Source organism: Exiguobacterium sp. s140, from assembly GCF_018617035.1.
Taxonomy (GTDB): Bacteria; Bacillota; Bacilli; order Exiguobacteriales; family Exiguobacteriaceae; genus Exiguobacterium; species Exiguobacterium profundum.
In genome coordinates, this window is the sequence record NZ_JACSJK010000004.1 from 43,514 (window position 1) to 68,866 (window position 25,353).

Below are 25,353 nucleotides of genomic sequence, written 5' to 3' on the forward strand. Positions count from 1 at the left end.
GATGGAAAGGAATTAGCATGAAGCGTTTAGGAATCAAAATAGGTGTCGTATTACTCGTCATCATCGCAATCTTCATTCCCGTCAACGAGTTCGTGAAAGAGTCGTGGGAATATAATAATAACCGAGCTGTCCTTGCCTTCAAGGAAGACCCTCACCCGGTCGACATCATCAATCTCGGGACGTCCCATGCGATGTACGGGTATTCATTTAAGTCGCTTGGATTATCGCATCTGGATTTGGCGTTACCGAGTCAGCCAATCGAATATGACTTGAAGATGTTAAAAGAATACGATGAACATCTGAAGCCAGGAGGGGTCGTGATTGTCTCGTTATCCCAAATCACATTCAGCAACTCGGACGTCGGTCGGAAAGAAAACTACTATCGCGTCTTGGAACGGGAAGACTTGGAGTCGGTCAGTTGGTTCAACTACTATACGCACGAACGCTTCCCTGCATTAAACAGTGGGAGTGCCTACGCTGCCATTTCCCGGGAAATCCGAGATTTTCGCTTTGATGCGCATAAGCCATGGGAGAATGGGGGGCTGAATTATTCCGAGCGTAAGTATGAGGAAGTCGCCGCTCAATACGAGAATGCCGTGAACAATCACGAGATTGAAGAGAATATGGCATATTTACAAGACATCATCGACTATTGCAAGAAGCAAGGCTATCGCGTCGTCTTAGCGATAGAGCCGGTCCATTCGTCGTATCATGCGTATTTCGACGAAGCGGTCATGGAACGCCTCGTATTTCAGCATTTAGAAAAACTGGATATCGATGTCCCATTCCTCAACTACATGGGGGACGAACGGTTCATTCACAAACAATCCTTCTTCCATAACCCGGACCATTTGAATGGGGACGGGCGGAAGTTATTGTCTACGCTTGTCTATGAAGATTTGAAGCGATTGGGGTATTTATAAATTGATGGGCGGCTGTCCATCAATTTTTTTATGCTATATGATAGCTAAAAGGACGAAGTGAGGAGAAAGCCATGATCCACCAGCAAATGGTACAAATTCAGGACTGTGTGTTATATGCAGAGTATATTCAACACCATTCAAAGCAAGTGACAATCATTATGGATGCAGGATATGGCGATGATTCTACGACTTGGAGACAGGTGGCGGATGAAGTGTCGAGCTATGCCAATGTCCTTCTTTATGACAGGGCAGGTCTAGGCAAAAGCGGGACTAGTATGAATCAAAGAACAAGTAAGGAGATGGTTCGAGAGTTGCACCAACTGATCAAACAGTTGGATATAGCATCTCCGTTCATTTTAGTCGATCATTCGTTCGGAGGCATCAACATGCAATTGTTCGCATCTGAATATCCAAATGAGGTGACGGGTCTTGTGCTAGTAGACACGACACCAAGTGATTATCGTGAACGATTTCTTCCGACCATGTCACAAGAGTTTCAAAACGCATATCATAAACAGTTTCTACGAGAAGGAAACTATGCTGATTTTATAGAAAGTTTGCACCAAGTGAAACGAGCAAATTTTAATCTTTCAATCCCGACAATTATCATATCAGCAGGAAAGAAAGACTTTTATTCCACAGAAAATCAGAGGCTATGGAATGTCTTACAAAAAGAAATGACGGGAATATCTTCAAATGCCTCATTTGTAATTGCGGAGCAGAGCGCACATTATATCCAAAAAGATGAGCCACACTTGATTGTAGAAGCAATTCAAGAGTTACTAAAGGAGTGATACATAAACGGATAAGATGAGGAGTGATTCCAATCGAAACAATCTATTTAGCCGGAGGATGTCTATGGGGCGTCCAGGCATTCGTGAAGACGTTACCCGGCGTCCTCTCGACCGAAGCAGGTCGGGCAAATGGGACGACGGACACGTTGGATGGGGAATATGACGGATATGCGGAATGTGTCAAAACGACTTTCGATCCGGACGTGGTGACGGTCAATGATTTGATGGGCTATTTATTTGAAATCATCGACCCATACAGCATCAATCAACAAAGAATCGATGTCGGCGAGAAGTATCGGACGGGTGTCTACAGTGAGGAGTCACGACACTTGATGGAGGCGCAAGCGTTTATTGATCGACGATCGGATGCGGATCGAATTGCTGTTGAAGTGAAGCCGCTCACGAACTATGCGCGAAGTGCGGACGAGCATCAGGACCGCCTGACACGTTGCCCGGAAGATTATTGTCATATACCGAAAGACTTGTTAACGAAATATCGGAAAGACGAAGCATCGCCAACCCCTTAATCCGGAGTTGGCGATGTTTTTAAGTCCGTTCGAGAACATTCACGAGCATCTGATGGATGACAGTATGATCGTTCGGGTCATGAAGCTGATAGGGACTGCCGGGGAGCGTATATACATCTTTCGCTCCGACGTACGTGATGTGGAGTGTCAAGGAACCATCTTCCTGACACGCCGTCGTCAGTTCCAACTCACCACTGATGACACCGACTTCTTCCGTCATGACACCGTGGGTTGCCTTAAAGATCGAAGTGATTTCGTTCATTCGAAGACTCCTTTTCTCACTCAGTAACTGCAAGCATTGATGGCTGTCGTGAGTGCTGACTTCTCTGCGGATTGAAGGCTCAAGCCCCAACGACTCTTTGTCTCGACCCACATCTTCGCATACGCACAACGCGCCCCAGTGCGAGGGGGTTGCCATGTCGACGGGTCTTGGTCTCCTTTTGAACGGTTCGATGAAGCGGACACCGCAATCAATTGAGGACCGTTTAAGTCGTTCGCAAAGCTTTGACGTTTGGTCGTCGTCCAGCTACTTGCCCCAGAGCGCCATGCTTCAGCGAGCGGAACGACGTGGTCGATATCAATGTCAGAGGCTGAGGTGAACGTGATTCCGTCATAGTAACTGTACCATGAGCCAGTCGCAACCGGACATTCGTCGACGACCGAGTCAGCGTCTCGTTTCAAGACGATGTGACGCGTGTTACAACCGCTTCCTTGACTCGACCAGTGCGGGAAGAGGTCACGACTATACCCCGTCATCGACCCTTCATTTTTGACAGTGAGGGCATTCAGTTTCGTGAGTGCGTCCGCTTTCGATGGGATGTTCGGTGGAAATGCAGAGACCGGTGTCGCGTCAAACGATGCGGAGATCCAGACGAGCAAGGTGACAAGTGCGACAGACATGAGTTTCTTCAACATAAAAAGCCTCCTACTATGTATTTGGAATGAACACTTGCGAGGCAAGTGGGCAACCTTTCATTAAACAACTAGTGAGACAAACATTACGCAATAAATCCAACTTGATCATACACAGGACGATTTTGAAAAAGCGTGAAAATCTGCAAAATGATTAGAAAGACTGTCACAAATCCTTCTCCAGTATCAGCAAGGGACATGGTGTTATTTCTTTGGAACTAGTGAGCGATCAGGACTGGTATAATGGATGACATGGATGGAGAGAAAAGAAGAGGTGGATGGAATGAACAAGAAAGAGATTGCGGCGATTCGCCGACAGTTTAAAGTAAATGCGACAAAGCTAAAGATTGCTGACTTATATACGATTTACATCCGACAGGAAACGAATGAGATTTATTACGAAGAGTTGCGTCCGTTCCCATTCTTAGAAGAAGAGCAGCAGGAGCTGTTTTTGACGAACTTCAAAAAAGTGCTCGGTGGAAAACTTGATGAAAAACTGTTCGAAGTGAAGTTCCAATATCCTGAGGAAGGTCAAGTCGACCATACGCAAGGCTTGCTGTATGAAGGACTTCGTACGGAAGAGACCGACGTCTGGACGGACTATATGCAACGCATCGCGTTGAAGATGGTGAAAGACACGCCGTTTGAGAAGGATATGGTCGTGACGTTCATCCGGGGGAATTATAATAAGCCGACGAACCGGTACTCGGAAGAGTCTGAGATTCACGCGAACGATGAGGTGTATACGACGAAGTTCATCCTCGGCAGCATCAGCCCGACAGAGCTTCCGAAAAAATCACTCGTCTTTGACTTCGTCGAGCGGGAGTTCAAAGCCAGCTTGATTGTGAATCCGATCATCAAACTCGAGGCGCCGATCGGCGGATTCTTATTCCCGTGCTTCACGGACAACGCGGCCGATGTGAACCATGTGCTTTATTCGGCACACAAAGCGCATCAACCGGATATGAAGTTCATTGAGAACGTGTTGAACGGTTCGGAGATTGTCACGGCAGTGGAAGAGAAGGCGGTCTTCGAAGAAGTGGTCAAAGCGGTCATCGGAGAAGAAGTCAATTCCCGGACTCTCGCGACCGTTTATGATGAGATCAATCAAATCATTGTCGCCGAAGAAGAGAACGAACAGGAAGAAGAGAGAGTAGCGATGCTCGACTCCCGTGCCGTCGAGGTCGTCTTACGGGCGAGTGGTGTGGAAGATGTGACGACGGAGAAAGTCGAGCAGGCGTTCAAGCAAGTCGTCGACGATACGAAATATGAGATGAAAGCGACGAGTGTCGTTCCGAAGTATACGTCAAAGTCGATTAAAATCAATACGAAAGTGGCCAATATTTCCGTCAGTCCACAAGACTTGAAATACGTGAAGCAAGTGAACTATAAGGGGAAACCGTGCTTGTTGATTGAAGTGGAAGAGGAGACGGAGATTGAAGGGTTCAAACTCATCTCGGAAGAGTCGTTAGACTAATCGAGCATGTTGCAGTGTTCATAAGTGAACGTTCAAGCTAAGAGTCCAAGATGTAAACCTTGGGCTCTTTTTTGACAATCAAGTGAGGAAGGTTGAATTTAAACTTTGATACAGGTATGATTCAGGTGAAAACGTTTTCTAAAAACTATATTTTTTTAGTGTTTATCGAAAGCGCTTTCGGAATTTGTGAAATAACAAAAAACCTCAAAGACGAATATCATCTTTGAGGCTAGAGTTGTATTATTTACGCGCTTTGCTTACTTTTAATTTCTTCCCTTTGACCGGCGTCGTCTCCATCGCTTGAAGGACGATTGAACCTTTTCCGTTCAGAATATCGACGTACGTCATCTGATCATTGATTGTGATGATTCCGATGTCGTCAGCGGATACGCCAGGGATTTTGGCGATCGTTCCGACGAAGTCGACGGCGCGAAGTTTTTTCTTCTTCCCGCCACTGAAGTGAAGCTTCATGATGTCCTGGTTAATACGAGCTGTCTTGTTGTTTCGAACGACGCGTCGTCCGCTCAACTTCTGCTCAAAGGCATCTTGGTTAGCTGCAACTTCCGCTTCTGTCGGCGCATCGATCATCGGAATCTCGAATTGAACGTATGATTCGATAGCTCCGATGAGACGTTCTTCCTGACGGGTCATGAGCGTGATTGCCGTTCCTTGTTTGCCGGCGCGTCCGGTACGACCTGTCCGGTGCACGTAACTTTCCTTTTCGACAGGAACGTCATAGTTGATGACGAGTTCGACGTTGTCGACATCGATTCCACGTGCTGCGACGTCTGTCGCCACGAGGTAGCGGAAGTTACCCATCTTAAATCCGTTCATGACGGCGAAACGGTCCTCTTGCTCGAGTCCGCCGTGAAGGCGTTCAGCCGAGTAACCGGCTTTGTCGAGCTCGGCGTACACCGTGTCGACGTTCTCTTTTGTCCGACAGAAAATTATACAGCTGTCCGGGTTCTCGACGACCGTGATGTCTTGAAGCACAGCCAGTTTCTCGTTCCGGTGAACCGGTAGGAGGCGGTGCTCGATTGTCGAAGCGGTCATGCCGGTCGATTCGATCGCGACACGTGCCGGAGTATTCATATGCTTCTGGCAGAGACGTTCGATATCTTGTGGGAATGTTGCAGAGAAGACCATCGTGACGCGGTCTTTCGGCAACTGTTGAAGAATCTTCTCGACGTCGGCGAGGAAACCTCGATTGAGCATCTCGTCCGCTTCATCGATGATCAAGTATTCGACGCGGTCGAGTGAGAGGGTCTCACGCTCGATATGGTCCATGACACGACCTGGCGTACCGACGACGATATGTGTCTTTTGCTTCAACTCTTCACGCTGTTTCGAGAACGGTTCTTTCCCGTAGACGGCAGTCGCTTTGATTCGTTTAAAACGTCCGATGTTCGTCATGTCTTCCCGTACTTGAACGGCGAGTTCGCGTGTCGGTGTCAAGACGAGCACTTGGGGTTTATTTTCGGACCAGTCGATGAGCTCGATGACCGGAATCCCGAAAGCAGCTGTCTTTCCGCTTCCCGTCTGTGCTTTGACGATTAAGTCTTCGCGCTCGAGCGCACGCGGGATGACCTGCTGTTGTACCTCAGTCGGTGATTCGTATTTCATAATGCCTAGCGCGCGCGTGATCTCGTCGCTCAGGCGATAATCAGTGAATTGCTGTTTGTTCATGGGTAACCTCATTCTTTCGTGAAAACTTCTGCTTCAGAAAATTTCAATGTCTATTTGCAATACAGTCCATTATAGACCGAAAGGCATTAGGAAAGCCAATTTCATATAAAAATAAGTACTGGTGAAAGGGGTCTACATATTGAAACACAGTTATGAAAATCTCATGGATTATTTGAATCAGCATCAGCAACTTACGAGAACAAACCACCTCGAAACCATCATCAAACCCATACCGGATTCAGACCGTACCGGTGACCTTGATCCACGCGTCTTTGCGACGTTGACCGCAAATCATTCTTCACACGATGAACCGGATACAGCATTTGACCTCGAGGTGGCACGTGCCAGCATGGGGTGGCCGAACCGGGATCAGACGACGACTGATATCAAAACCGAGTATCTCATGATTCCTAGTGAGGATGGTGACATCCCGGTTCGTCTGTATCGTCCGCATCATACTGAAGCCATCCCAGCCATCCTCTTCTTCCATGGTGGCGGTTTCTTCGGCGGAACGCTTGATACGGTCGAAAATCCTTGTAAATTGCTTTCGGAACGGGCGAACGCGGTCGTCATCTCCGTCGATTATCGTCTTGCCCCGGAGCATCCGTTCCCGGCCGGATTGAATGACTGTTACCGCGCCTTTGAATGGGTACACGCACATGCGAATGAGTTGAACATCCTGAAAGACCGAATCGGCGTCGCCGGAGACAGTGCCGGAGGAAATTTGGCGACGGCTTGCTGTCTGATGGAACAAGAACGAGGGGAGGGGCGCATTTGTTATCAAGCACTCGTCTATCCTGTCGTCAATCTGGGATCGATTCCGACAGATGATTTTGAATGGACGCTCGATGCGTACGATATCTCACACCATCACGACCTGGTTCGAGGTGTCGTGCTCGCCCTCGCCGACTCGGATTCGCTCTTAAATGACCTCTATCTTCAAGGGGAGGTGGATGTCACGCATCCGCTCGTCTCACCATTATTCGCAGACGATGTCTCAGGCCTACCACCGACTTTGATTGTGACGGCGGAGTACGATTACTTACGACTCGAAGAGGAGGCGTATGCGCGGAAACTGGCACGAGCGGGCGTCCCGACACGCCTCATTCCATATCGGGGGATGGACCATGCCTTCATGGACAAGTTGGGAGACTATCCACAGGCAGACGATTGTATGAATGAAATCGCAAAAGGACTTAAGGAGCTGACGAAATGAAACAGTATACATTGGATTGGACTCGTTATGAGGAATTGGCACGTCAAGCGGTCGCGGAAGGTGTCGTGTTAGTCAAAAACGAACAGAAGACCCTCCCATTACAGTCAGGAACGAAGCTAGCCGTATTTGGTCGTAGCCAGTTCCATTACTATAAGAGCGGTACGGGATCCGGTGGGATGGTGAACGTCGGGCACGTCACGACACCGCTTGAGGCACTACGCGAGCGCCCAGACATTCACATCAATGAATCGCTCTATGCGACGTATGAGGAATGGGTGAAGGAGAATCCGTTCGACCAAGGTGTCGGTTGGGCCGGTGAACCGTGGTCGCAACAAGAGATGGACGTAACGGACGAACTCGTCGAACAGGCGGCACAAGAATCAGATGTCGCCCTCATCATGATTGGACGTACGGCAGGAGAAGACCGTGACAACACGGCCGATCCGGGTAGTTACTTATTGACGGATATCGAACACGCGATGATCGAGCGCGTGACGAAACGCTTCGACAAGACGGTCGTCGTGTTGAACGTTGGGAACATCATCGACATGAAGTGGGCGAAGGAGCCGAGTGCCATCCTCTATGCATGGCAAGGTGGGATGGAAGGTGGAAAAGGACTCGTCGACGTGCTCGTCGGAGACGTGAGTCCTTCCGGGAAACTGACGGATACGATTGCCCGATCCATCGAGGATTATCCGTCGACGAAGAACTTCGGTCACGCGGATAAAGGAATTTATCAGGAAGATATCTATGTCGGTTATCGCTACTTCGAGACGTTCGCGAAAGATGACGTTTTATACCCGTTCGGATTCGGACTGTCTTACACGACGTTCAATACGGAAGTGAAGCGTACGGCAGAGGTAGATGGCGTTTTAACGGTTGAGGTGGAAGTGACGAACACGGGTGAGTGTGACGGGAAAGAAGTCGTCCAACTCTACGTCGAGAAACCGCAAGGGAAGCTTGGGAATCCGCTCCGGTCATTGGTGGCGTTCGAGAAAACCTTGCTTCTTGAACCGGGCGAGCGGCAAACCCTTTCTTTCAACGTCCACATGACTGACTTTGCGAGCTATGACGACTCTGGCGTGACGGGTCATGAATCGAGCTTCGTTTTAGAGGCAGGAACGTATCGGTTACACGTCGGAACGGATGTGCGTTCGGCTACACTCGCTCTCGAAGTCGAGCAACAGGAGCAACGTGTCCTCGAGACGTTAAGTGAAAATATGGCGCCCGTCCTCCCGTTCGAACGGATGAAACCGATTCAGGGCGAAAAAGGATTTGAAGTAGGCTACGAGTCGACGCCGCTTCGCGCCGTTGACGTCGAGACACGTTATTTGGAAGAACGCCCTGAGACTAGAGTGTTCACGGGTGACCAAGGCATTAAATTGAGCGATGTGTATCATGAAAAGGCTTCGCTCGACGCATTTCTAGATCAGTTGACGGATGAAGATTTGGCTGCGATTGTCCGCGGACAAGGGATGAACTCACCGCGTGTCACGCCGGGGACAGCAGCTGCGTTTGGCGGTGTGTCCGACCGGTTGAACGAGCTTGAGATTCCAGCTGCGTGTTGTGCCGACGGTCCATCAGGCATTCGCATGGATATCGGGACGAAGGCGTTCGCACTTCCGAACGGGACGCTTTTGGCTTCCACGTTCAACGTCGATCTCGTCGAAGACTTGTTTGAGATGACTGGGCTTGAGATGCGAAAAAACCGCGTCGACACGTTGCTCGGACCAGGAATGAACATTCACCGTAACCCGTTGAATGGTCGAAACTTCGAGTATTTCTCGGAAGATCCGCATTTGACTGGGAAGATGGCGGTCGCTCAATTGAACGGCATGCATCGTGTCGGGGTGACGGGAACGCTCAAACACTTCAGCGCCAATAACCAAGAAGCGCATCGTCACGATATCGACTCGGTCGTCTCGGAGCGGGCGTTACGCGAGATTTATTTGAAAGGGTTCGAGATGGCCGTGAAAGAAGGACGCGCATCGTCCATCATGACGACATACGGCGCGGTCAACGGGATCTGGACGGCTGGTCTATACGATCAAAATACGCGTATCTTACGTGATGAGTGGGGCTTTGAAGGCATCGTCATGACAGACTGGTGGGCAAAAGTGAACTTCCGTGAGGATGAGTCGGCCAATCGTCAAAATACGGCAGCGATGGTTCGCTCACAAAACGACTTGTACATGGTCGTCGACCGACCGGACCTAAACTCGTTCGAGGATAACACGATGGCATCACTCGAAGAAGGGATTGTCACACGGGGCGAGTTGTTGCGGAGCGCGCGCAATATTTGTACGTTCATCTTGAAATCACCGGCGATGGAGCGTCTTCTCGGGATTCATGACGGTTCAGTCGAGGTGCTCGGCTTTGAGGATGAGATGAATCAACAGGATACATTTGAGTTGGATTACCAACATCTCGAAAACGGGGAACATGTGGATTTGTCAGGAATCGATACCTCGACTGGAAACACACACGTCTTCGCTATCTCGGTCGACCAAACGGGGACGTATGACATCACGTTGACTGCCCGTTCGAACGCGGGAGAGTTGGCACAGATGCCGGTGACATTATTTGCGAACAATATCCCGGGTGCGACGTTCACGTTTAATGGGACGGACGGAGAATGGGTGACGCAGACGAAGCAGGTCTTCTTCTTGAACCAGCATAATTATCTCCAGCTCTATTTCGCGTTAAGCGGATTAGAAGTGAAGGACGTGTCCTTCAAGCTCGCAGATGAATTCAGTATGAAGAACGGCTGAGCCGCCCTTTTGCCGATTCATTGAATACTGTATAATCAAAAGAACGACACATCGTAAAGGAGGCGCATACCCGTGGAAAATCGGCTTCGATTTTCTAGGTCTTCACGCACTCATGCAAAGCCATTTGGACGAAAGGCGATCACTTGCATGGGGCGAAACGAATACCTTGATCGCTTGATTTTAACGTAAACCACTTGGCTTTGCTCCCTTATCGGATTGGATTCATTCAATAAGGAGCGAGGTATGATGAAGTACGTCAATGCGCAACATATCCTGCCAGAACGATTGTTGCAAGAGGTGCAACAATACGTACAAGGTGAAACGTTATATGTGCCGACCCCGACTGACACGAAACGAAAATGGGGGACGGTCAACGGTGGAAAACAATTACTTGAGGAACGAAACGAAGCCATACGCGCAGCGTTTCGGAACGGAGAGCGAATCGAAAATCTGGCCATGTCCTATCATTTGGCGACGCACACGATTCGAAAGATTGTATACCGGTCGACATGAAGGAGGTACGACTAGTTCGCTAGTCGTGCCTTTTTAGGTCGACTATATTTCTTAATCAAAGTGTACACAGTAAGGAAGCATTGTTTCCTGTAAACTGAGAATGAAGGAAGGGGGCGACAAAATGTCAGATCCATTTATTCAAAACGAACAATATAATCTCATCAAAGAACAAGTGATGCTCGTCAAAGAGAGTCGAATGCAAAGCCTGCCGCCTTCTGTCTTGCGAGCAGTCATCGACTTGGCACAATCGAAAGTGATGTATGCATTCCCTGAGGCAACGACTGAACAACTAAAGCTGTTACAGTTCACAACGCTACAGACGAACGAAGCGTTCGACGAATATATGCAACGATTACGAGAATGGGTTCAACCATTTCCCGTTATTTCTGCCGAGCAACTGAAGAGTTTGTTCCCGAAACAAAAGAAGCTTCGTTTACCGGAGTTATCCGATGTTGATTTTGGACGACTCACGTATCTAGGTTGGAACGATGGACGTTCCAATCAAAAGTTGATAATTTGCCAATACGAAGGTCAATTGATTGGCATTGCATGTAAACCGAGTACGAATACGAAGAAAAATATATGTGCCTTTTGTAATCAGTTCACGGATGTGACGTACTGCGTTACGATCACGAAAGCGAAACAAGCGAAAAATCCGGACTATTACAAAGCCATCGGCACATATGTATGTGTAGACAGTAAGACGTGCAACGAACACATCACGAGCCAAGAGGCTTTGCATACTTTTGTTCATACAGCGTTACAGGCCTGACGAGAGAGTCGGGCTTTTTATTTTTTATAAAATACTGTACAACCTTTCCGATATCTCTTTAGATAGAATCCAAGAAGTTCTAATTTAAAAAGGAGGAAGCGGATGAAACACGCAGTGATTTTTGATATGGACGGAACATTGTTTCGGACAGATTTGATTTTAGAGTTGGCGTTGGATGAAACGTTTGAACACCTACAAAAAAATGGAGAATGGGATGGGCCGACACCGATTGACGAATACCGAAAGATCATGGGCGTACCATTGCCCGTTGTTTGGAAAACCTTGCTCCCACGACACGACGAACAAACTAGAGAAGAGGTCGATGCCTATTTCTTAACACGACTCATCAAAAACATCGAAAACGGGAATGGAGCATTATATCCGGGGGTACTCGAACTGTTTGAACAATTGTATCAAATGGGGCATTCCATCTTCGTCGCAAGTAATGGTTTGGTGGACTATTTACAAGCCATCGTCACGCACTATGAATTGGATCGTTGGATCACAGCAACATACAGTATTCAACAAATCGACACGTTGGATAAGGCCGATTTAGTGGCTGGAATCGTGAAGAAGTATGAGATTCAGGACGGCTTCGTAGTCGGAGACCGATTATCGGATATCTCGGCTGCACGAGCGAACGGACTCATTTCAATCGGCTGTCGTTTTGATTTTGCGCAAGAAACAGAATTGAAAGAAGCGGATTATATCGTGAATCATTTATCGGAAGTACTCGACATCGTTCTAAAGGAGACGGTTTCGCTATAAGTGAATCGATTTCGAGATTGGTCTCGTAAGTAAAGGACTACAACAAAATCGGAGGGATTATCATGCACACGCTCTACATGAAACAAAAAGTGTTCAGTCTACGCGGGCGCTTCACTATCAAAGATGCGGACGGACATGATCAATATTTCATCGAAGGTAGCTTTATGAAGTTTCCGAAGTCATTTGAAATTAAAGACATGAACGGTCAGACGGTCACAACGATTACGAAAAAGACGTTCAGTTTTTTGCCGAAATTTTTTGTGGAAGTGGACGGCACAGATATGATGACCATCTCGAAAGAGTTTTCATTTTTCAAACCGAAATATTCCATCGATGCGGCCGGGATCGATGTCCAAGGCGATTGGTGGGACATGGACTTTAATGTAACGAAGAACGGACAATCGATTGGAAGTGTGCAAAAGAAATGGTTCTCGTGGGGCGATAGTTACGAGATTCGTGTCGAAGAACCGGAGATGGAGCATTTGCTCATCTCTATCGTCGTAGCGATCGATTGCGCGAAAGCAGATCAAGCAGCGGCATCTAGCGCAGCAACATAAAGGGGAGTATCGAATGGAATTTTGGGACGTCTATACGGTCGACCGAGAAAAGACCGGTCGCACGTGGCAACGCGGAAGTCGATTGCCGAAAGGGGAATACCATCTTGTCATCCACGTATGTATCTTTAACGAGAAGGGCGAGATGTTGATTCAACAGCGCCAACCGTTCAAGGATGGTTGGGCAAACATGTGGGATATTACAGTCGGTGGAAGTGCCACGGTAGGAGATACAAGCCAGCAAGCCGCGATGCGGGAGCTCGAAGAGGAGATAGGGCTCAAGCTTGATCTATCTCAGACACGACCGCATCTGACAGTCAATTTTGACGAAGGATTTGACGATATCTATTTGGTCGAAATGGAAGTGGATTTGAACGAGCTGACGCTTCAAGAATCTGAAGTGCAAGCCGTGAAGTGGGCGGATGAGGCGACGATTCTTCAGATGATTCAACAGCATGAATTCATACCGTATCACACACCGATGATACCGTTACTGTTTGCCATGCGAGGTCAATGGGGAGGAATTGATCGTCATGCATACGTACAAGTGGATAAATGAACCGAATAGCGTGAACGGATTTGAACCGCTCACTTTTCGCACGCTGCCAGACACAGACTTTTGGCGAAATACACATTACGGATTTAACCGCATGACGGCGCATGCACGACTAACAGACGTCAAAGCCAAACGATTTACATGTCGGGCGACAATCCAAATGGAACCGAGCCATACATATGATCAGGCCGGAATCGTCTTATATGTGAATGATGACCATTGGATCAAGACGTCTGTCGAGTACATTCCGGACGGACCGTCCCATCTTGGCGCAGTCGTCACCTCGTTTGGCTATTCGGATTGGTCGACACGTGATTTTTCAAATGACATGGTTCGCAATCCGTTGACGTTTGAAATCGTGTATACAGATGGAGATGTGGAGATTTTCTTTGAATATGGTGAAGATATGCGTGAACAGCTTCGCATCGCCCATCTTCATGACGTATCGACATTACGTATCGGTCCATATGCCTGTAGCCCGGATGTGAATGCGACAGGTTTTGACGTGACATTTTCGAATTGGGAACTACGGGAAGCATCGACGTGAGTCTGAAAAAAGGAATTTCTCATCGTGAGAAATTCCTTTTTTTAGCGTTTTCGACTGATCAATCGTGCTGTCCGTAAAATTGATGGCAACAATTTACGACGCTGGCGGAACGCAAGATAGCGTCCTTCCCAAGACGGTTTGAATTTCTGCTTGAACTGTCGCAAGCCACTAAACGGATAGATGTAACTGATATTTTCAAAAATGTCGGCGGCGATGCGCTCCGGCCAATGGGAGAACGTCTGCTCTCCGACGGCGGAAAGTGGTGCCACGCCGAGTCCGACATGATCATAGCCTTCTGCGCGAGCCCATTCGATGATGTGAAGGATTAACACTTCAATCGATCCGGTCGGCGCATCATTTTTCGAACGCATCAAATCGATGGAGATGGCCCCGTCTCCCCGGAGTAGCGAAATGAAAGCCACGACGACACCGTCCGCATCTCGCAACAAGGCAATCGGATAACGTGTCAACGTTTCATAGTCGAAGAATCCGAGAGAGAAGCCTTTCTCATTTCGATTCCCGATCCATTCGTCTGAGATGTCTTTTAACTCTTGTAACAGCAAGAGGCTCGGTTCACAGACGATGTCGAACGTGATTTCCTTCTTCTCAAACTGATTGTAGAGAGAGCGCATATTTGCACGCTTCTTCCCGGATAAGGAGAAGGCCGAGACGTCAATCGTCGCCTCTTCCCCTAATTTGAAGAACGTGAATCCGGCATCATGAAGGCGAGGCATCCAATTCGGTGTAATTTGATAAAATAAAGGAATATACCCGATTCGATCCGCATCTTCAATGAATCGCGTCAAAAGAGAAGTCGCAGCCTGCTTCTCGCCTTGGATATCACCAAGGACGATGGCATGGTTCCGAGAAGTCGCAAACAACAGACACGCATCTCCGGCCTCATTCATGTAAAAACGCTTATCTGCCATATGGGCCAAGTCAAAACTGCTCGATGTGGGCTGTATTGCTTGGAACTGTCGGATGCGATGTTCATCATAGGCTTCTCCAAGCGCCGGACGTTTCCAACGATCGAACAAGAGCAGGAGTACACTTGCTACGATTGAAGTTAACAATAAGACGAACGTCGTCAACCAGCCGGCTTGATGCGATGTGAAGAACAAGTCGTCTGTACCAGCGAATGACTGCAATAAGAGGGCGTGGGTGCCGACATAGAGCAGGACGTAAATCAAGCTTCGGATGAGACGTCCTGTCGTTAAAATCGAACGGTATCGAACGTGTCGTTTGCGTGTCAACCAGACGAACATCGCAAACCCGATGACGACGAACGTCTCAAACAGGTTTAAACCACGAGCGATGACCCCGATGGTCGCCAAGATGAAGGCAGTGTTCAGTAACCAGAGCGTTCGTTTTGTCCGCACATACATGCCATAGACAGACAAAAACATGAGAAGTCCGGCACTCAATAAGAAAAGGGTCCCAATCCATTCAAACCAGCGATTCACTTCATAGAGCGGCGTTACGCTCGGGAGAAGCGTCTGGAACCAAATCAACAGACTGCTCATGAGTGCGATGAGACTTCCAGTCAAGCGTCCAATCCTCGCAAGCGTCCGCGAAACGATGCGCCAGACGACGGTCCCAATCTCATAAGAAGACCCGATGATTGGTCGATACTCGATTTGTTTGACGACCTGATCTCCGAACGCGATGGCTGCGAGAAAAAGTCCAATTAAAAAGGGAACGACAAAATAAACGAATCGATAGATGATTAGTGAAGACAAAACGATGTCTTGATGAATCCCAAGTTGAGTCATCCCAACGAGATACAGTAAGTCAAACGTTCCAGCACCCCCAGGGACGAGGGAGACGACACCGACGACCGTCGCGACAATGAATACCCCGAAGAGTTGCACGAACGAGGCCGACCCGTCTAGTAACGTCAAGGCATAAATGGCGACGAATCCTGCGGTGACCCATTCTGCGAGCGAGGTCATCGTGTACCCGAGCAGAGTGGACCACCCGACATTTGATCGGCGTGATGTGACGAACAAATAAAATGGGAGCATCGCACTCACGGCGAGTAGCACCGGCCAAATCCATGGTTTCGTACCGATAAGCCCGCCAGCCGGGAAAATCCCGAGGAGCACACCGATGGAAAGAATGGACAGACCACTGATGAGTGTCGGGGTCATCCAGCCGATGGCACGGAGTAGGCGTTTCGTATCCGTATAGGGACGGTAGAGGGAGGTACGAAGGGCAATCCCAATCACGCCGCCGAAGCCGAGCATCCCGTTCATCGAGTTCGTGATCCACGCTGTTTGAACGATTTTTCGTTTCGGTAGCTCGATATGTAAAGAGCGTAGCAGGAAATAGTCATAGCCCGTCATCGTCAAGACAGCGATCCCACCGAGTAGGATGAGTGTGAACTGTTCCCAACCGGTCAGTTGTTTCAGTGTCGTGAAGGCGGTCGCGAGCGAGAGGTCTTTCAACTCTTGTCCGCTCTGAATCAAAATCAAGCCGATTAACGCTATAGGAATGAGCCATTTTAATTGTTTCCATGAAAAACGAGTACGCATTGCGATCTTCTCCTTATCTGCCATAGGACTGACAGCAGCTTCTGTCTAAATCGTACTATAGGATACGATTGAAATCTGTAAAACGTTTCAAAAAGAGGGGATTGTAAGCGCAAGAAAGAGGACGAAATGTTGATTTTAGATTTGCTACAGTGAGAGAAGAAAGGGGTGTGGAGATGTTGACGTTTGACGAAAAGTGGGCGAAAGTGCTCGCCTGCGATGCAACTTATGACGGATTGTTCTATACAGCCGTAAAAACGACAGGGATCTATTGTCGACCATCGTGCCGATCCCGCAAACCGAAGAAAGAGAACGTTGATTTTTACGTAACGAGAGAAGAAGCGGAGACAAATGGATTTCGACCGTGCAAGCGATGTCAGCCAGAAGTCGAACACGCCCCACACCGTGCGCTCGTTCAACAAGTGACGGCGTATCTCGTAAACCATTATAAACAACCCATTCGCCTTGAACAGATTGCCGAACACGCCCAACTGAGTCCCTTTCATTTGGAGCGGACATTCACCCAGGCGACAGGAGAGACTCCGAGGCAACTACTTGAACGGATTCGAATCGACAAGGCGGCTTATTTATTGCGAACGACCGACATGAGTAATCTGACGGTCTGCTATGAGGTCGGGTTTCAAACACCATCGAACTTTTACCGTGTGTTCCGACAAGTAAAAGGCTGTACACCGAACATGTATCGAAAAGGAGAGGACCTATGACAGAGATGCTACTTGCTGTTCAGCAGCCGTTTGATTTTCAAGAGTGTCTCGTCTTTTTAAGTCGGTCAGAACAAGAAGTGCTCCATGTGACCACACCTGACACGGTTCGAAAGTTGATGCGAATCGGGGAACGGCTCATCCTGATCGAGCTTCGAGAAGAGGGGAATCACATTCATGTACGGTTCCCTTTCGATGAAGTATCAGAGACACAAAAAGAACGTGTCGCACGTGAGGTACGAGACTGGTTAGACCTTGATCGTGATTTAGCGCCGTTTGAAGCGATGGGTGAAGAGGATGAATTGCTGGCTCCTTTGATTGAAGCACATCGCGGATTACGGATGATTGGCTTTCCAGATTTGTTCGAAGCACTCGTTTGGGCCATCATCGGGCAACAGATCACCTTGTCGTTTGCGTATACGATCAAACGACGCTTTGTTGAACGATATGGAGACCATCGAGTCGTCGAAGGAAGAGCGTACTGGACGTTCCCGTGGGCGGAACGAATCGCCTTGCTCGAACCGGAAGAATTACGTGAGCTTCAATTCAGTCGCAGGAAAGCAGAGTATGTCATTGATATTGCACGGGAAATAACGAATGGAGACCTGTCAAAAACGGCTTTACAATCACACTCTTCAGCTGATATCCGTCAACGGTTACTCGCGATAAGAGGTGTCGGAGCATGGACGGCAGACTATGTGTTGATGAAGTGTTTTCAGGACGCATCAGCCTTTCCGATTGCGGATGTCGGATTGCATCAAGCGATTCAGCATCAGTTAGGGACAGCGAAGAAACCAACGATTGAAGAAGTGAAGCGTTACGGTGAATCGTGGCAAGGTTGGGAAGGATACGCGACATTCTATCTGTGGAGGTCATTATATGGGAACGTATAAATTAGACGTGGAGACACCGATTGGCGTCCTAGAAATCATCGGGACGGAGCAGGTCGTTCAATCGATCTTATTCGTCGAACGGGAAAGCAAACGAAGTATGGAGCAAGATGTACCAAATGTATTGCGACAGTGCCGGGATGAACTAAACGCCTACTTTCGTGGCGAGCGTATGACGTTCACGTTCCCGACTGAGCAAATCGGGACAACGTTTCAACATGACGTGTGGGATGCGTTACAAACCATCCCGTATGCGGAGACGGCTTCTTACCGCGAACTTGCCGAACGCGTGAAGCGACCTACGGCTGTTCGCGCAGTCGGAGCAACGAACGGACGCAACAAACTGAGCATCGTCGTGCCTTGTCATCGCGTCATCGGATCGACTGGGAAATTGACGGGCTATGCCGGTGGACTTTGGCGAAAAGAATGGCTCCTGCAACATGAAAAACAAGTCGCACATCACCCCCAGTAAAAAACATTTCCCCCTCCAAATCTGCTACACTAGAAGAGGTCCTATCGTGACGTCGGAATCGACGAAGTTATAGGATGATTCCCGTCACTTATGGAGAAAGTTTTGGAGGAATGCATGATTAAATTATTAGCAGATTCAACGTGTGACTTATCGGATGAAGTGCTTGAACGGTACAACATCGGGGTCGCGCCGTTGATCATCACCATGAACAATATGTCTTACCAGGACCGGGTGGATATCCAGCCGGATGATTTTTACGGAATGTTGGAAGCGCTCCCGGAATTCCCGACGACGGCGATGCCGAGCCCGGCGACGTTCTTGAAATTGATGGAAGATGCGGTCGCTGCCGGCCATGAGGAGATTTTATGTATCTGTATGTCGAGCGGCACGAGCGGCTCGTATCAATCGGCGGTCATCGGAAAAGAGTACTTTGAAGAAGCGCATCCTGACTCACCTGTCAAAATCCATGTCGTCGACTCTCGTTCGATGAGTCATGGTAGCGGCTGGCTGTTGTTGAAGAGCGCACAGATGCGTGAAGCAGGTGCGACGTTCGAAGAGCTCGTTGACTTCAATGAGACGTACAAGACGAAAGTGAAGCACTTCTTATCCGTAGATGACCTCGACCACTTGATCAAGAGCGGACGAATCTCAAACGCGAGTGCTATCATCGGGAAACTACTGATGGTAAAACCCATCATGAGTATGAAAAACGGGAAAGGTGCCATTGTTGCCAAGGAACGAGGCACCCGTAAAGTGCTGAAGCATTATACGGACGAGTTCGTGAAACGCGTCAACCCGGACATCACGAATTTCGTGATCATCGGGTACACATCGGACCAACGGATTGCGGAGAACTTAAAAGTGAAGCTCGAAACCGAAACCGATTTTGCCGGCGAGATTTACCTTATGCAGATGGGTGTCTCGGTCGGGACACATGTCGGGCTTGGTGCCATCTCGATGTTTTTCGTAGAGAAGTGACAAAAGCCGTCTCATCGCGAGACGGCTTATTTGTTTGGCCAAATATGCTCGATGACCGGTGTGCTGTCGTGATAATCGAGACGATAGACATCTGGGTTACGCATCTTACGCCATGTCTCAAAGTCATATTGCGGGTCGAGATGTTGCAATAAGAGTGCGAGCAGATTGCCGTGTGTCACTAATAGGGTCGAAGCATGCGGAGCTTTGGCGTGCTCGACGACTTGTAGGATGCGCTGCGTCGCCTCCTCAGCCGATTCGGCACCAGGCAACTTGAACGTCGGGTCGCTGAACGACTGACGTAATGGGGTCAGCCAGTCTTCGAGCGGTTCGTGAGATAGGATGCGTTCTCTCAGTAACGGTTCACGTTCAATCGAGAGGTGATGAGCATCGGCGAGTGGCGTGACCGAAGCGACTGCACGGGTATAATCGCTTGAGATGATCCGGTCGATTGTGAGTTCAGAAAAGAAATCGCGAAGCCATAAAGACTGGGCGTGACCGTCTTCTGTGAGCGGTGCGTCAGGTTCTTGGCCCGCGGCTGAGCAGTGGCGAATCAAATAGAGTGTGGGCATATGGATTCTCCTTTTCAAAACATCTAGTTACCAGCAAGACAAGCGTGTCATCGAGTCATTATGACTTGTGATGTAGGTGATCTCCTCGAATCCATGCAAAGAAGCATTCTCGTAAAGGGAATTGAGCATCTTTTGGTCTTTACAGTAGATTGTGACGTCTTGACTGTCGATCACCAATAGAGCGAATTCACACGTACTATGTAAAAAGTCTTCATACGTTACGATTTCCGAGGACATATTCGGTTGGAACGCCTTGATATCAACGAAAATCAAATAATGTTCATGTTGCGTGAGCAGTTCAGCGAATTGACGACCATCGATTACGGTTGAATCCGAAAACAATAGGCGATCCAGTTGCCCATCTTTCACAATGTACGATTCCTCATCAACCACTTTCCCTTGGTATCGATCAAGAGGGATTGGACTTAAGATTGCTTGTAGAAATTGCCCATATTGATTGGGTATTGTAAAACGTAAACCACGTCTCAAAAGAACACCTCCTTCATTTGATGGGATCATCCCATTTTCATAAAAAGTTTCAGCACAAAAAATCATACATAACCCTTATCATTCATCACAAAAGAGTTATAATCGGTATAACGATTATAAAATATACGATTGAGGAATGGGGATTCTTCAATCGTATGACAAAAAATTCAGGGGATAAGGATGGGGTTTTCATGAGCAGTACGCAAACGAGAACAGACGTCATTTTGATTGGGGCAGGGATTATGAGCGCAACGCTCGGTTCACTCTTTAAAGAGCTCGTACCGGAGTGGAACATCAAAGTGTTCGAAAAGCTCGATGCAGCAGGGGAAGAAAGTTCAAACGAATGGAATAACGCGGGTACGGGACATGCCGCACTTTGCGAATTAAACTATACAACAGAGAACGCAGACGGGACGATTGACATCTCCAAAGCGGTCAACGTCAACGAGCAGTTCCAAATCTCGCGCCAGTTTTGGGCGCATCTCGTCAAGCAGGGACTGATTGAGAATCCAGGAGCCTTTATTCGTTCAATCCCACATATGAGCATGGTCCAAGGGGAGAAGAACGTCGACTTTTTGAAACGCCGTTTGGAAGCGCTCACAACGAATCCGTTATTTGAAGGGATGGTCTTATCAGACGACCCGAGTCAATTACAGGAATGGATCCCGCTCATCATGGACGGACGGACACCGGATGAACCGATTGCCGCGACGAAAATCGACTCAGGGACAGACGTGAACTTTGGCGCATTGACACGTATGTTGTTTGACCATCTCACATCGAACGGGGTCGAGCTCAACTACGGTCATAGCGTCGAGGACGTGAAGCGCCTCGAGAACGGTCATTGGGAAGTGAAAGTGAAAGACATGTCTCGGAATACGATTGAGACGCATACGGCACCGTTTCTCTTTATCGGAGGCGGTGGTGGCAGTTTGCCGCTCTTACAAAAGACAGGGATTCCGGAATCGAAACAAATCGGTGGGTTCCCGGTCAGCGGCCTCTTCCTCGTTTGCAAAAATCGTGAGGTCATCGAGCAACATCATGCCAAAGTGTATGGGAAGGCGAAGGTCGGGGCACCACCGATGTCGGTCCCTCACCTCGACACCCGCTTTATCGATGGACGCAAAGAGTTGCTGTTTGGACCGTTCGCCGGCTTCACGCCGAAATTCTTAAAAACAGGATCGAACTTGGATTTGATTCGTTCGGTCAAGCCGAACAACGTCATCACGATGCTTGCCGCTGGGGCGAAAGAGATGCCACTTACGAAGTATTTGATCGAGCAGGTACTCTTGTCTCACGACAAACGGATGGATGAACTCCGTGAATTCATCCCGAATGCCAAGAATGAAGATTGGGAAATCGTCGTGGCGGGGCAACGTGTGCAGGTCATCAAAGATACACCGCAAGGAAAAGGAACACTTCAATTCGGAACGGAAGTCGTCAGTTCTGAAGATGGGTCGGTCGCGGCACTTCTCGGTGCTTCTCCAGGCGCATCGACGGCCGTGCACGTCATGTTGAAAGTGCTCGAGCAGTGCTTCCCGCAATACTTACCGGAGTGGGAACCGAAAATCAAAGAGATGGTCCCGTCGTATGGCTTGAAGCTGTCGGAACATCCGGATTTATTCAAGACGATTCACGAATCGACGGCGGTCACGCTCGGTTTAGAGGAAAAGGACATGGTTCACAATTAATAGATTCAAGACGAGTATACAATCGTATGCTCGTCTTTTCTTTGAATTCTGTGGGAGGGAACCAAAAAAGTGGGTATTTACAGAAATAGGAATATGGAAAAGAGGTGATGGCTCATCAAGCCGATTAAATTGAGTCACTGGGAGCAGAAAAAATATGCGCGTTATTTACGTCATCTGCGAACATACGATGATCACTTTGAGTATTGTGTCATTCCGAACTATGAGGAGTATGCCATGGAATTGAAGACAGAGTCGATTCAACTCGCTGATTGTTTTGCTGTGCTGATGCGTCAGAACGATCACTATATCCTCGTCTCCATAGCGTTAGATGGAGAATGGGAACTCAAACGTGTGTTGCAATGGCTCGACCTCCACGAAGTGAGATTGTTTCATCCTACACAGGACACATTGATTCTGTCGAACGTACAGGATGTGATTGATGCGGTCACATTTCAAGGATACCCTCTCGTACTAGTCGAGAAGGGAACAAACGTGTTATTCGTCGGTCCTGAATATCTAGAGGAAGTGACAGACGAATTTGAGCACTATCACAAAATTACGAATACGGCGTCGGCAGAGTCACTCCAAATTGAAGATGAATAAGGAGCGGTGTCTCATGAATCAAGACGGGTTGAAAGAGTTTGTTGAGAGCATCACTACGAAAGAATATTTGCGACCGTTTGTCAGTAAATATAAATGGTCGAAACCGAATGTCTTTGTAGTTGGAATCAATCCAGCCTCTTCGATTTTGAAAATAGATGTAAATTATGATGTCAATCGATACATCGATATAATAACGGACAGAGAATCGTTTTTAACGTTCATTCAGCAGAAAAATATACAAAAAGGAAAGAAACCTTTTTCAAAAACGAGAATTGGACTGAATCATTTGGTAGAACATTTAGAAACGAAGTCGAATGGGAAAATCGAAGTATTGGAGACGAATATCAATGCATATCCGACGAAAAATGCGAAACAATTAAGAGCGCTCCCACTTTCGATTAGACAACAAGGGCAGGAATGGTTCCGTGAATTGATGCTTGAGCATGCTCCGCCTGTCGTCATCGTGCATAGTCTGGATGCGACACGTGATTTGATGAAATGGTTAATCGCCAACGAGATGATAAAATCATCGGTTTACAATCGGTCTTATCGGCTCAGAGACTGGATTGACTTGGGTCCTATTCCAATCAACTATCCTAGTGGTGCGACAGGCGTCGTGTTTTGCACGAAGCATTTGAAGTACTATGGATGGAAAGGGAATGCGTTTCAACAGCTAAGAGAGGATATATTAACCCAATTTAACGAGAGATGACAAAAACCGTTCACCCGAAGCAAAACACATTGTCTTTGCTTGTAGTGAACGGTTTTAACATATTTAGACCATCCGTAAGAAGGTCTTCGCCTGTTGTTCGAGTGTAGCGGCCGAATCCGCCAGTTTTTCAAACTCACGGACCGTCTGTTCGAGTTGTCCGGAGCTATCTTTGACTTTATGAGAGATTCGTCCGATGCTCGTCGACACGTCATCGATGCGTTTGACGATGCCCTCGATGTTGTTATTCACTTCAGTGATGGAAAGCGAAACTTTGTTCGAAAGATTGCGGACCTCTGTCGCGACGACATTGAAGCCACGTCCATGCTCACCTGCGCGTGCCGCCTCGATTGCGGCATTGAGTGCGAGGAGATTGGTTTGGGCAGCGATTTCGCGAATCGTTCGGACAATATCCGTGATCGTCTTCGCCTCTTGCTGGAGCGCTTTTAGGTGCTCTAGGTTTTGAGTCGACTCTTGTTCAATCAGTTTGACGTTCTCGAGGACGTGTTCTCCGTCTTGTTTCCCGATTTGGGACTGGGCGGATAAGTATTCAGACGTCTCTTGAAGATCATTCGCCATGTGGAGTACGTCTTGTTGCCGTGACGTGATATCGGCCGCAATCTTTGAAACGCCGATGACGTTCTGATTGGCGTCATCGAAGATTGGCATGTAGGTCGCAGACACTATGACCATCGGCGGCACGTCGTTCAATCTTGTCGTGATAACTCAATCCTTGCATGAGTTTACGCCAAAACAGGTCGTATTGGGGACTGTTCGCAAACTCGGGCAAGCAAAGATCACGATGGGGGCGTCCCATCAGTTCCTTGACTTCGTAGCCCATCGTTTTGGCAAAAATCTCGTTGACGTAGGCGACGCGACGATGTTCATCAAAGCGAATGATAGCCAGATTGTTTTCGATTGCCCGAACAACGTGCGTGTCGGTGACATGGGTCGTACTAGAGTGCAGTTGCATCCTAACATCCTCCCTATATCAGTTGATTTGTTTGTATTAGGATACCCGATAACTGTCAAAATAAGTATATGATTGTAGCAAAATAAAAAGACCACTTCCAAATGGAAGGGTCAAGGTGTGAGTGTCGCCATGCTTTCATGTAAGTACTCGCCAATCGTGCGCTCGATGTCGCTCTCTGAACGCTCGAGGGCAAGGGAGAGCTCTTTCACCAAAATCGTTTTGGCATTCTCTAAAATTTTACGATCTTGTTCGTATAGCTTTTTGTTCGCTTGAAGCGCCTCGATTTGTCGACGGCTCAATGTATTGACCACTTGGGCAATCTCGTGACGGTTTCCTGAATGCACGACATTCAAAAATTCACGATTGCGATTGTTGGAATGTGGATTCCATTCCACGCCAGGCGAGCGGAACGACTCTAAAATCTCTGATGCCTCGTCTGCTTCCAGTAACGTCAACATCATCACGTTGTCATTATCGACAGGAATGCTGATTTGTAACTTTTGTGAGTTGTTGATGGGGTGAAGCGTATAGTACGATTTCGTCTCTCCTGCGACCGTTTTGTCCGAAATGTCGTCGATGCGACATACGCCATGGGTCGAGTAGATGATTAAGTCTCCAGTTTTAAACAAGTCGATCACCTCTTCCTTACCTATAAGCATAGTCATTCAGAAGATGAAATGTCAACTCGGTTGACGTTTTGGGTCATGTAT

The 25,353-nt window shown here is 48.1% G+C and carries 28 protein-coding genes; 19 read left to right on the plus strand and 9 right to left on the minus strand.

The window, feature by feature from the left end:
• Positions 1–17: 17 nt before the first annotated feature.
• The 3 genes from KNO61_RS13260 to KNO61_RS13270 all read left to right on the plus strand — a co-directional run bounded on the left by KNO61_RS13260 (position 18) and on the right by KNO61_RS13270 (position 2,244).
• Positions 18–923 carry a hypothetical protein gene (locus tag KNO61_RS13260; protein ID WP_214873557.1) on the plus strand — a complete coding sequence of 302 codons (906 nt, stop codon included), beginning with the start codon at positions 18–20 and terminating at the stop codon, positions 921–923.
• A 71-nt stretch (positions 924–994) separates the two neighbouring features.
• A complete protein-coding gene (locus KNO61_RS13265) occupies positions 995–1,717 on the plus strand; it encodes an alpha/beta fold hydrolase (protein ID WP_214873559.1) in 723 nt (240 codons plus the stop codon).
• Positions 1,718–1,749: 32 nt separating this feature from the next.
• Positions 1,750–2,244 carry a peptide-methionine (S)-S-oxide reductase gene (locus tag KNO61_RS13270; protein WP_214873695.1) on the plus strand — a complete coding sequence of 165 codons (495 nt, stop codon included), beginning with the start codon at positions 1,750–1,752 and terminating at the stop codon, positions 2,242–2,244.
• Between the two features lie 19 nt (positions 2,245–2,263).
• Here the strand turns inward: KNO61_RS13270 and KNO61_RS13275 are convergent, their stop codons facing one another.
• Together KNO61_RS13275 and KNO61_RS13280 are read right to left on the minus strand one after the other, a co-directional pair.
• Entirely contained in the window at positions 2,264–2,506 is a 243-nt protein-coding gene (locus KNO61_RS13275; protein ID WP_031424128.1) for a hypothetical protein, read from the minus strand.
• A 20-nt stretch (positions 2,507–2,526) separates the two neighbouring features.
• Positions 2,527–3,159, minus strand: a complete 633-nt coding sequence (locus KNO61_RS13280; RefSeq protein ID WP_214812680.1) for an HNH endonuclease family protein — start codon at positions 3,157–3,159, stop codon at positions 2,527–2,529.
• Positions 3,160–3,439: 280 nt separating this feature from the next.
• Between KNO61_RS13280 and KNO61_RS13285 the strand changes: the two genes are divergently transcribed.
• Positions 3,440–4,633 (plus strand): DUF4317 domain-containing protein, encoded by a 1,194-nt coding sequence (locus KNO61_RS13285; protein WP_214873697.1) that lies wholly within the window; start codon positions 3,440–3,442, stop codon positions 4,631–4,633.
• A 240-nt stretch (positions 4,634–4,873) separates the two neighbouring features.
• Here KNO61_RS13285 and KNO61_RS13290 read toward each other — a convergent pair whose 3' ends face one another.
• Complete coding sequence (locus tag KNO61_RS13290; RefSeq protein WP_214873562.1) at positions 4,874–6,319, minus strand: DEAD/DEAH box helicase; 1,446 nt, start codon at positions 6,317–6,319, stop codon at positions 4,874–4,876.
• A gap of 163 nt (positions 6,320–6,482) precedes the next feature.
• Between KNO61_RS13290 and KNO61_RS13295 the strand changes: the two genes are divergently transcribed.
• The 8 genes from KNO61_RS13295 (at position 6,483) to KNO61_RS13330 (ending at position 14,016) form a co-directional block, all read left to right on the plus strand.
• Positions 6,483–7,535, plus strand: coding sequence for an alpha/beta hydrolase (locus KNO61_RS13295; RefSeq protein WP_214873700.1), 1,053 nt, complete (start codon positions 6,483–6,485; stop codon positions 7,533–7,535).
• Complete coding sequence (locus KNO61_RS13300) at positions 7,532–10,306, plus strand: glycoside hydrolase family 3 protein (RefSeq protein WP_214873564.1); 2,775 nt, start codon at positions 7,532–7,534, stop codon at positions 10,304–10,306. Before KNO61_RS13295 ends, KNO61_RS13300 begins: the two co-directional genes overlap by 4 nt.
• 246 nt (positions 10,307–10,552) lie before the next feature.
• The gene (locus tag KNO61_RS13305) at positions 10,553–10,819 is read left to right on the plus strand and encodes a CD3324 family protein (RefSeq protein WP_078145985.1); all 267 of its coding nucleotides are present in this window, start codon (positions 10,553–10,555) and stop codon (positions 10,817–10,819) included.
• 121 nt (positions 10,820–10,940) lie between these two features.
• The gene (locus KNO61_RS13310) at positions 10,941–11,591 is read left to right on the plus strand and encodes a FusB/FusC family EF-G-binding protein (protein ID WP_214684932.1); all 651 of its coding nucleotides are present in this window, start codon (positions 10,941–10,943) and stop codon (positions 11,589–11,591) included.
• A gap of 102 nt (positions 11,592–11,693) precedes the next feature.
• Positions 11,694–12,359: an HAD hydrolase-like protein gene (locus KNO61_RS13315; RefSeq protein ID WP_214684934.1), complete on the plus strand. Its 666-nt coding sequence runs from the start codon at positions 11,694–11,696 to the stop codon at positions 12,357–12,359.
• Positions 12,360–12,421: 62 nt separating this feature from the next.
• On the plus strand, positions 12,422–12,916 hold the full coding sequence (locus KNO61_RS13320) for an LURP-one-related/scramblase family protein (RefSeq protein WP_078145988.1): 495 nt from the start codon (positions 12,422–12,424) through the stop codon (positions 12,914–12,916).
• 13 nt (positions 12,917–12,929) lie between these two features.
• Complete coding sequence (locus KNO61_RS13325; protein WP_214684936.1) at positions 12,930–13,472, plus strand: NUDIX hydrolase; 543 nt, start codon at positions 12,930–12,932, stop codon at positions 13,470–13,472.
• Positions 13,447–14,016 carry a DUF1349 domain-containing protein gene (locus KNO61_RS13330; RefSeq protein ID WP_214684938.1) on the plus strand — a complete coding sequence of 190 codons (570 nt, stop codon included), beginning with the start codon at positions 13,447–13,449 and terminating at the stop codon, positions 14,014–14,016. The genes KNO61_RS13325 and KNO61_RS13330 overlap by 26 nt, the downstream gene beginning before the upstream one ends.
• A 41-nt stretch (positions 14,017–14,057) precedes the next feature.
• Here the strand turns inward: KNO61_RS13330 and mprF are convergent, their stop codons facing one another.
• A complete protein-coding gene (gene mprF, locus KNO61_RS13335) occupies positions 14,058–16,550 on the minus strand; it encodes a bifunctional lysylphosphatidylglycerol flippase/synthetase MprF (RefSeq protein WP_214873566.1) in 2,493 nt (830 codons plus the stop codon).
• 173 nt (positions 16,551–16,723) lie between these two features.
• On the opposite strand from mprF, the gene KNO61_RS13340 reads away from it, so the two are divergent.
• The 4 genes from KNO61_RS13340 (at position 16,724) to KNO61_RS13355 (ending at position 19,609) form a co-directional block, all read left to right on the plus strand.
• Positions 16,724–17,272, plus strand: a complete 549-nt coding sequence (locus tag KNO61_RS13340) for a bifunctional transcriptional activator/DNA repair enzyme AdaA (protein ID WP_031424154.1) — start codon at positions 16,724–16,726, stop codon at positions 17,270–17,272.
• Complete coding sequence (locus tag KNO61_RS13345) at positions 17,269–18,162, plus strand: DNA-3-methyladenine glycosylase family protein (RefSeq protein ID WP_214873569.1); 894 nt, start codon at positions 17,269–17,271, stop codon at positions 18,160–18,162. The genes KNO61_RS13340 and KNO61_RS13345 overlap by 4 nt, the downstream gene beginning before the upstream one ends.
• Positions 18,149–18,631, plus strand: coding sequence for a methylated-DNA--[protein]-cysteine S-methyltransferase (locus tag KNO61_RS13350; protein WP_214684944.1), 483 nt, complete (start codon positions 18,149–18,151; stop codon positions 18,629–18,631). The genes KNO61_RS13345 and KNO61_RS13350 overlap by 14 nt, the downstream gene beginning before the upstream one ends.
• A 114-nt stretch (positions 18,632–18,745) precedes the next feature.
• Positions 18,746–19,609 carry a DegV family protein gene (locus KNO61_RS13355; RefSeq protein ID WP_214873571.1) on the plus strand — a complete coding sequence of 288 codons (864 nt, stop codon included), beginning with the start codon at positions 18,746–18,748 and terminating at the stop codon, positions 19,607–19,609.
• 26 nt (positions 19,610–19,635) lie between these two features.
• Here KNO61_RS13355 and KNO61_RS13360 read toward each other — a convergent pair whose 3' ends face one another.
• A complete protein-coding gene (locus KNO61_RS13360; RefSeq protein WP_047795747.1) occupies positions 19,636–20,178 on the minus strand; it encodes a histidine phosphatase family protein in 543 nt (180 codons plus the stop codon).
• Positions 20,179–20,205: 27 nt separating this feature from the next.
• Positions 20,206–20,667 carry a DUF2691 family protein gene (locus tag KNO61_RS13365; protein WP_214873573.1) on the minus strand — a complete coding sequence of 154 codons (462 nt, stop codon included), beginning with the start codon at positions 20,665–20,667 and terminating at the stop codon, positions 20,206–20,208.
• Positions 20,668–20,858: 191 nt separating this feature from the next.
• On the opposite strand from KNO61_RS13365, the gene KNO61_RS13370 reads away from it, so the two are divergent.
• The 3 genes from KNO61_RS13370 to KNO61_RS13380 all read left to right on the plus strand — a co-directional run bounded on the left by KNO61_RS13370 (position 20,859) and on the right by KNO61_RS13380 (position 23,673).
• Positions 20,859–22,358: a malate:quinone oxidoreductase gene (locus tag KNO61_RS13370; protein WP_214689009.1), complete on the plus strand. Its 1,500-nt coding sequence runs from the start codon at positions 20,859–20,861 to the stop codon at positions 22,356–22,358.
• A 234-nt stretch (positions 22,359–22,592) separates the two neighbouring features.
• Positions 22,593–22,961, plus strand: coding sequence for a hypothetical protein (locus tag KNO61_RS13375; RefSeq protein WP_214684953.1), 369 nt, complete (start codon positions 22,593–22,595; stop codon positions 22,959–22,961).
• 13 nt (positions 22,962–22,974) lie between these two features.
• Positions 22,975–23,673, plus strand: a complete 699-nt coding sequence (locus KNO61_RS13380; RefSeq protein WP_214873575.1) for a hypothetical protein — start codon at positions 22,975–22,977, stop codon at positions 23,671–23,673.
• Positions 23,674–23,736: 63 nt separating this feature from the next.
• Here KNO61_RS13380 and KNO61_RS13385 read toward each other — a convergent pair whose 3' ends face one another.
• From KNO61_RS13385 to KNO61_RS13390, 3 genes are all read right to left on the minus strand, one after another.
• On the minus strand, positions 23,737–24,363 hold the full coding sequence (locus KNO61_RS13385) for a methyl-accepting chemotaxis protein (protein ID WP_251030849.1): 627 nt from the start codon (positions 24,361–24,363) through the stop codon (positions 23,737–23,739).
• Complete coding sequence (locus tag KNO61_RS17280; RefSeq protein ID WP_251030850.1) at positions 24,323–24,643, minus strand: PAS domain S-box protein; 321 nt, start codon at positions 24,641–24,643, stop codon at positions 24,323–24,325. The genes KNO61_RS13385 and KNO61_RS17280 overlap by 41 nt, the downstream gene beginning before the upstream one ends.
• Before the next feature lie 110 nt (positions 24,644–24,753).
• A complete protein-coding gene (locus tag KNO61_RS13390; protein WP_143180210.1) occupies positions 24,754–25,281 on the minus strand; it encodes a CarD family transcriptional regulator in 528 nt (175 codons plus the stop codon).
• Between the last annotated feature and the right edge of the window lie 72 nt (positions 25,282–25,353).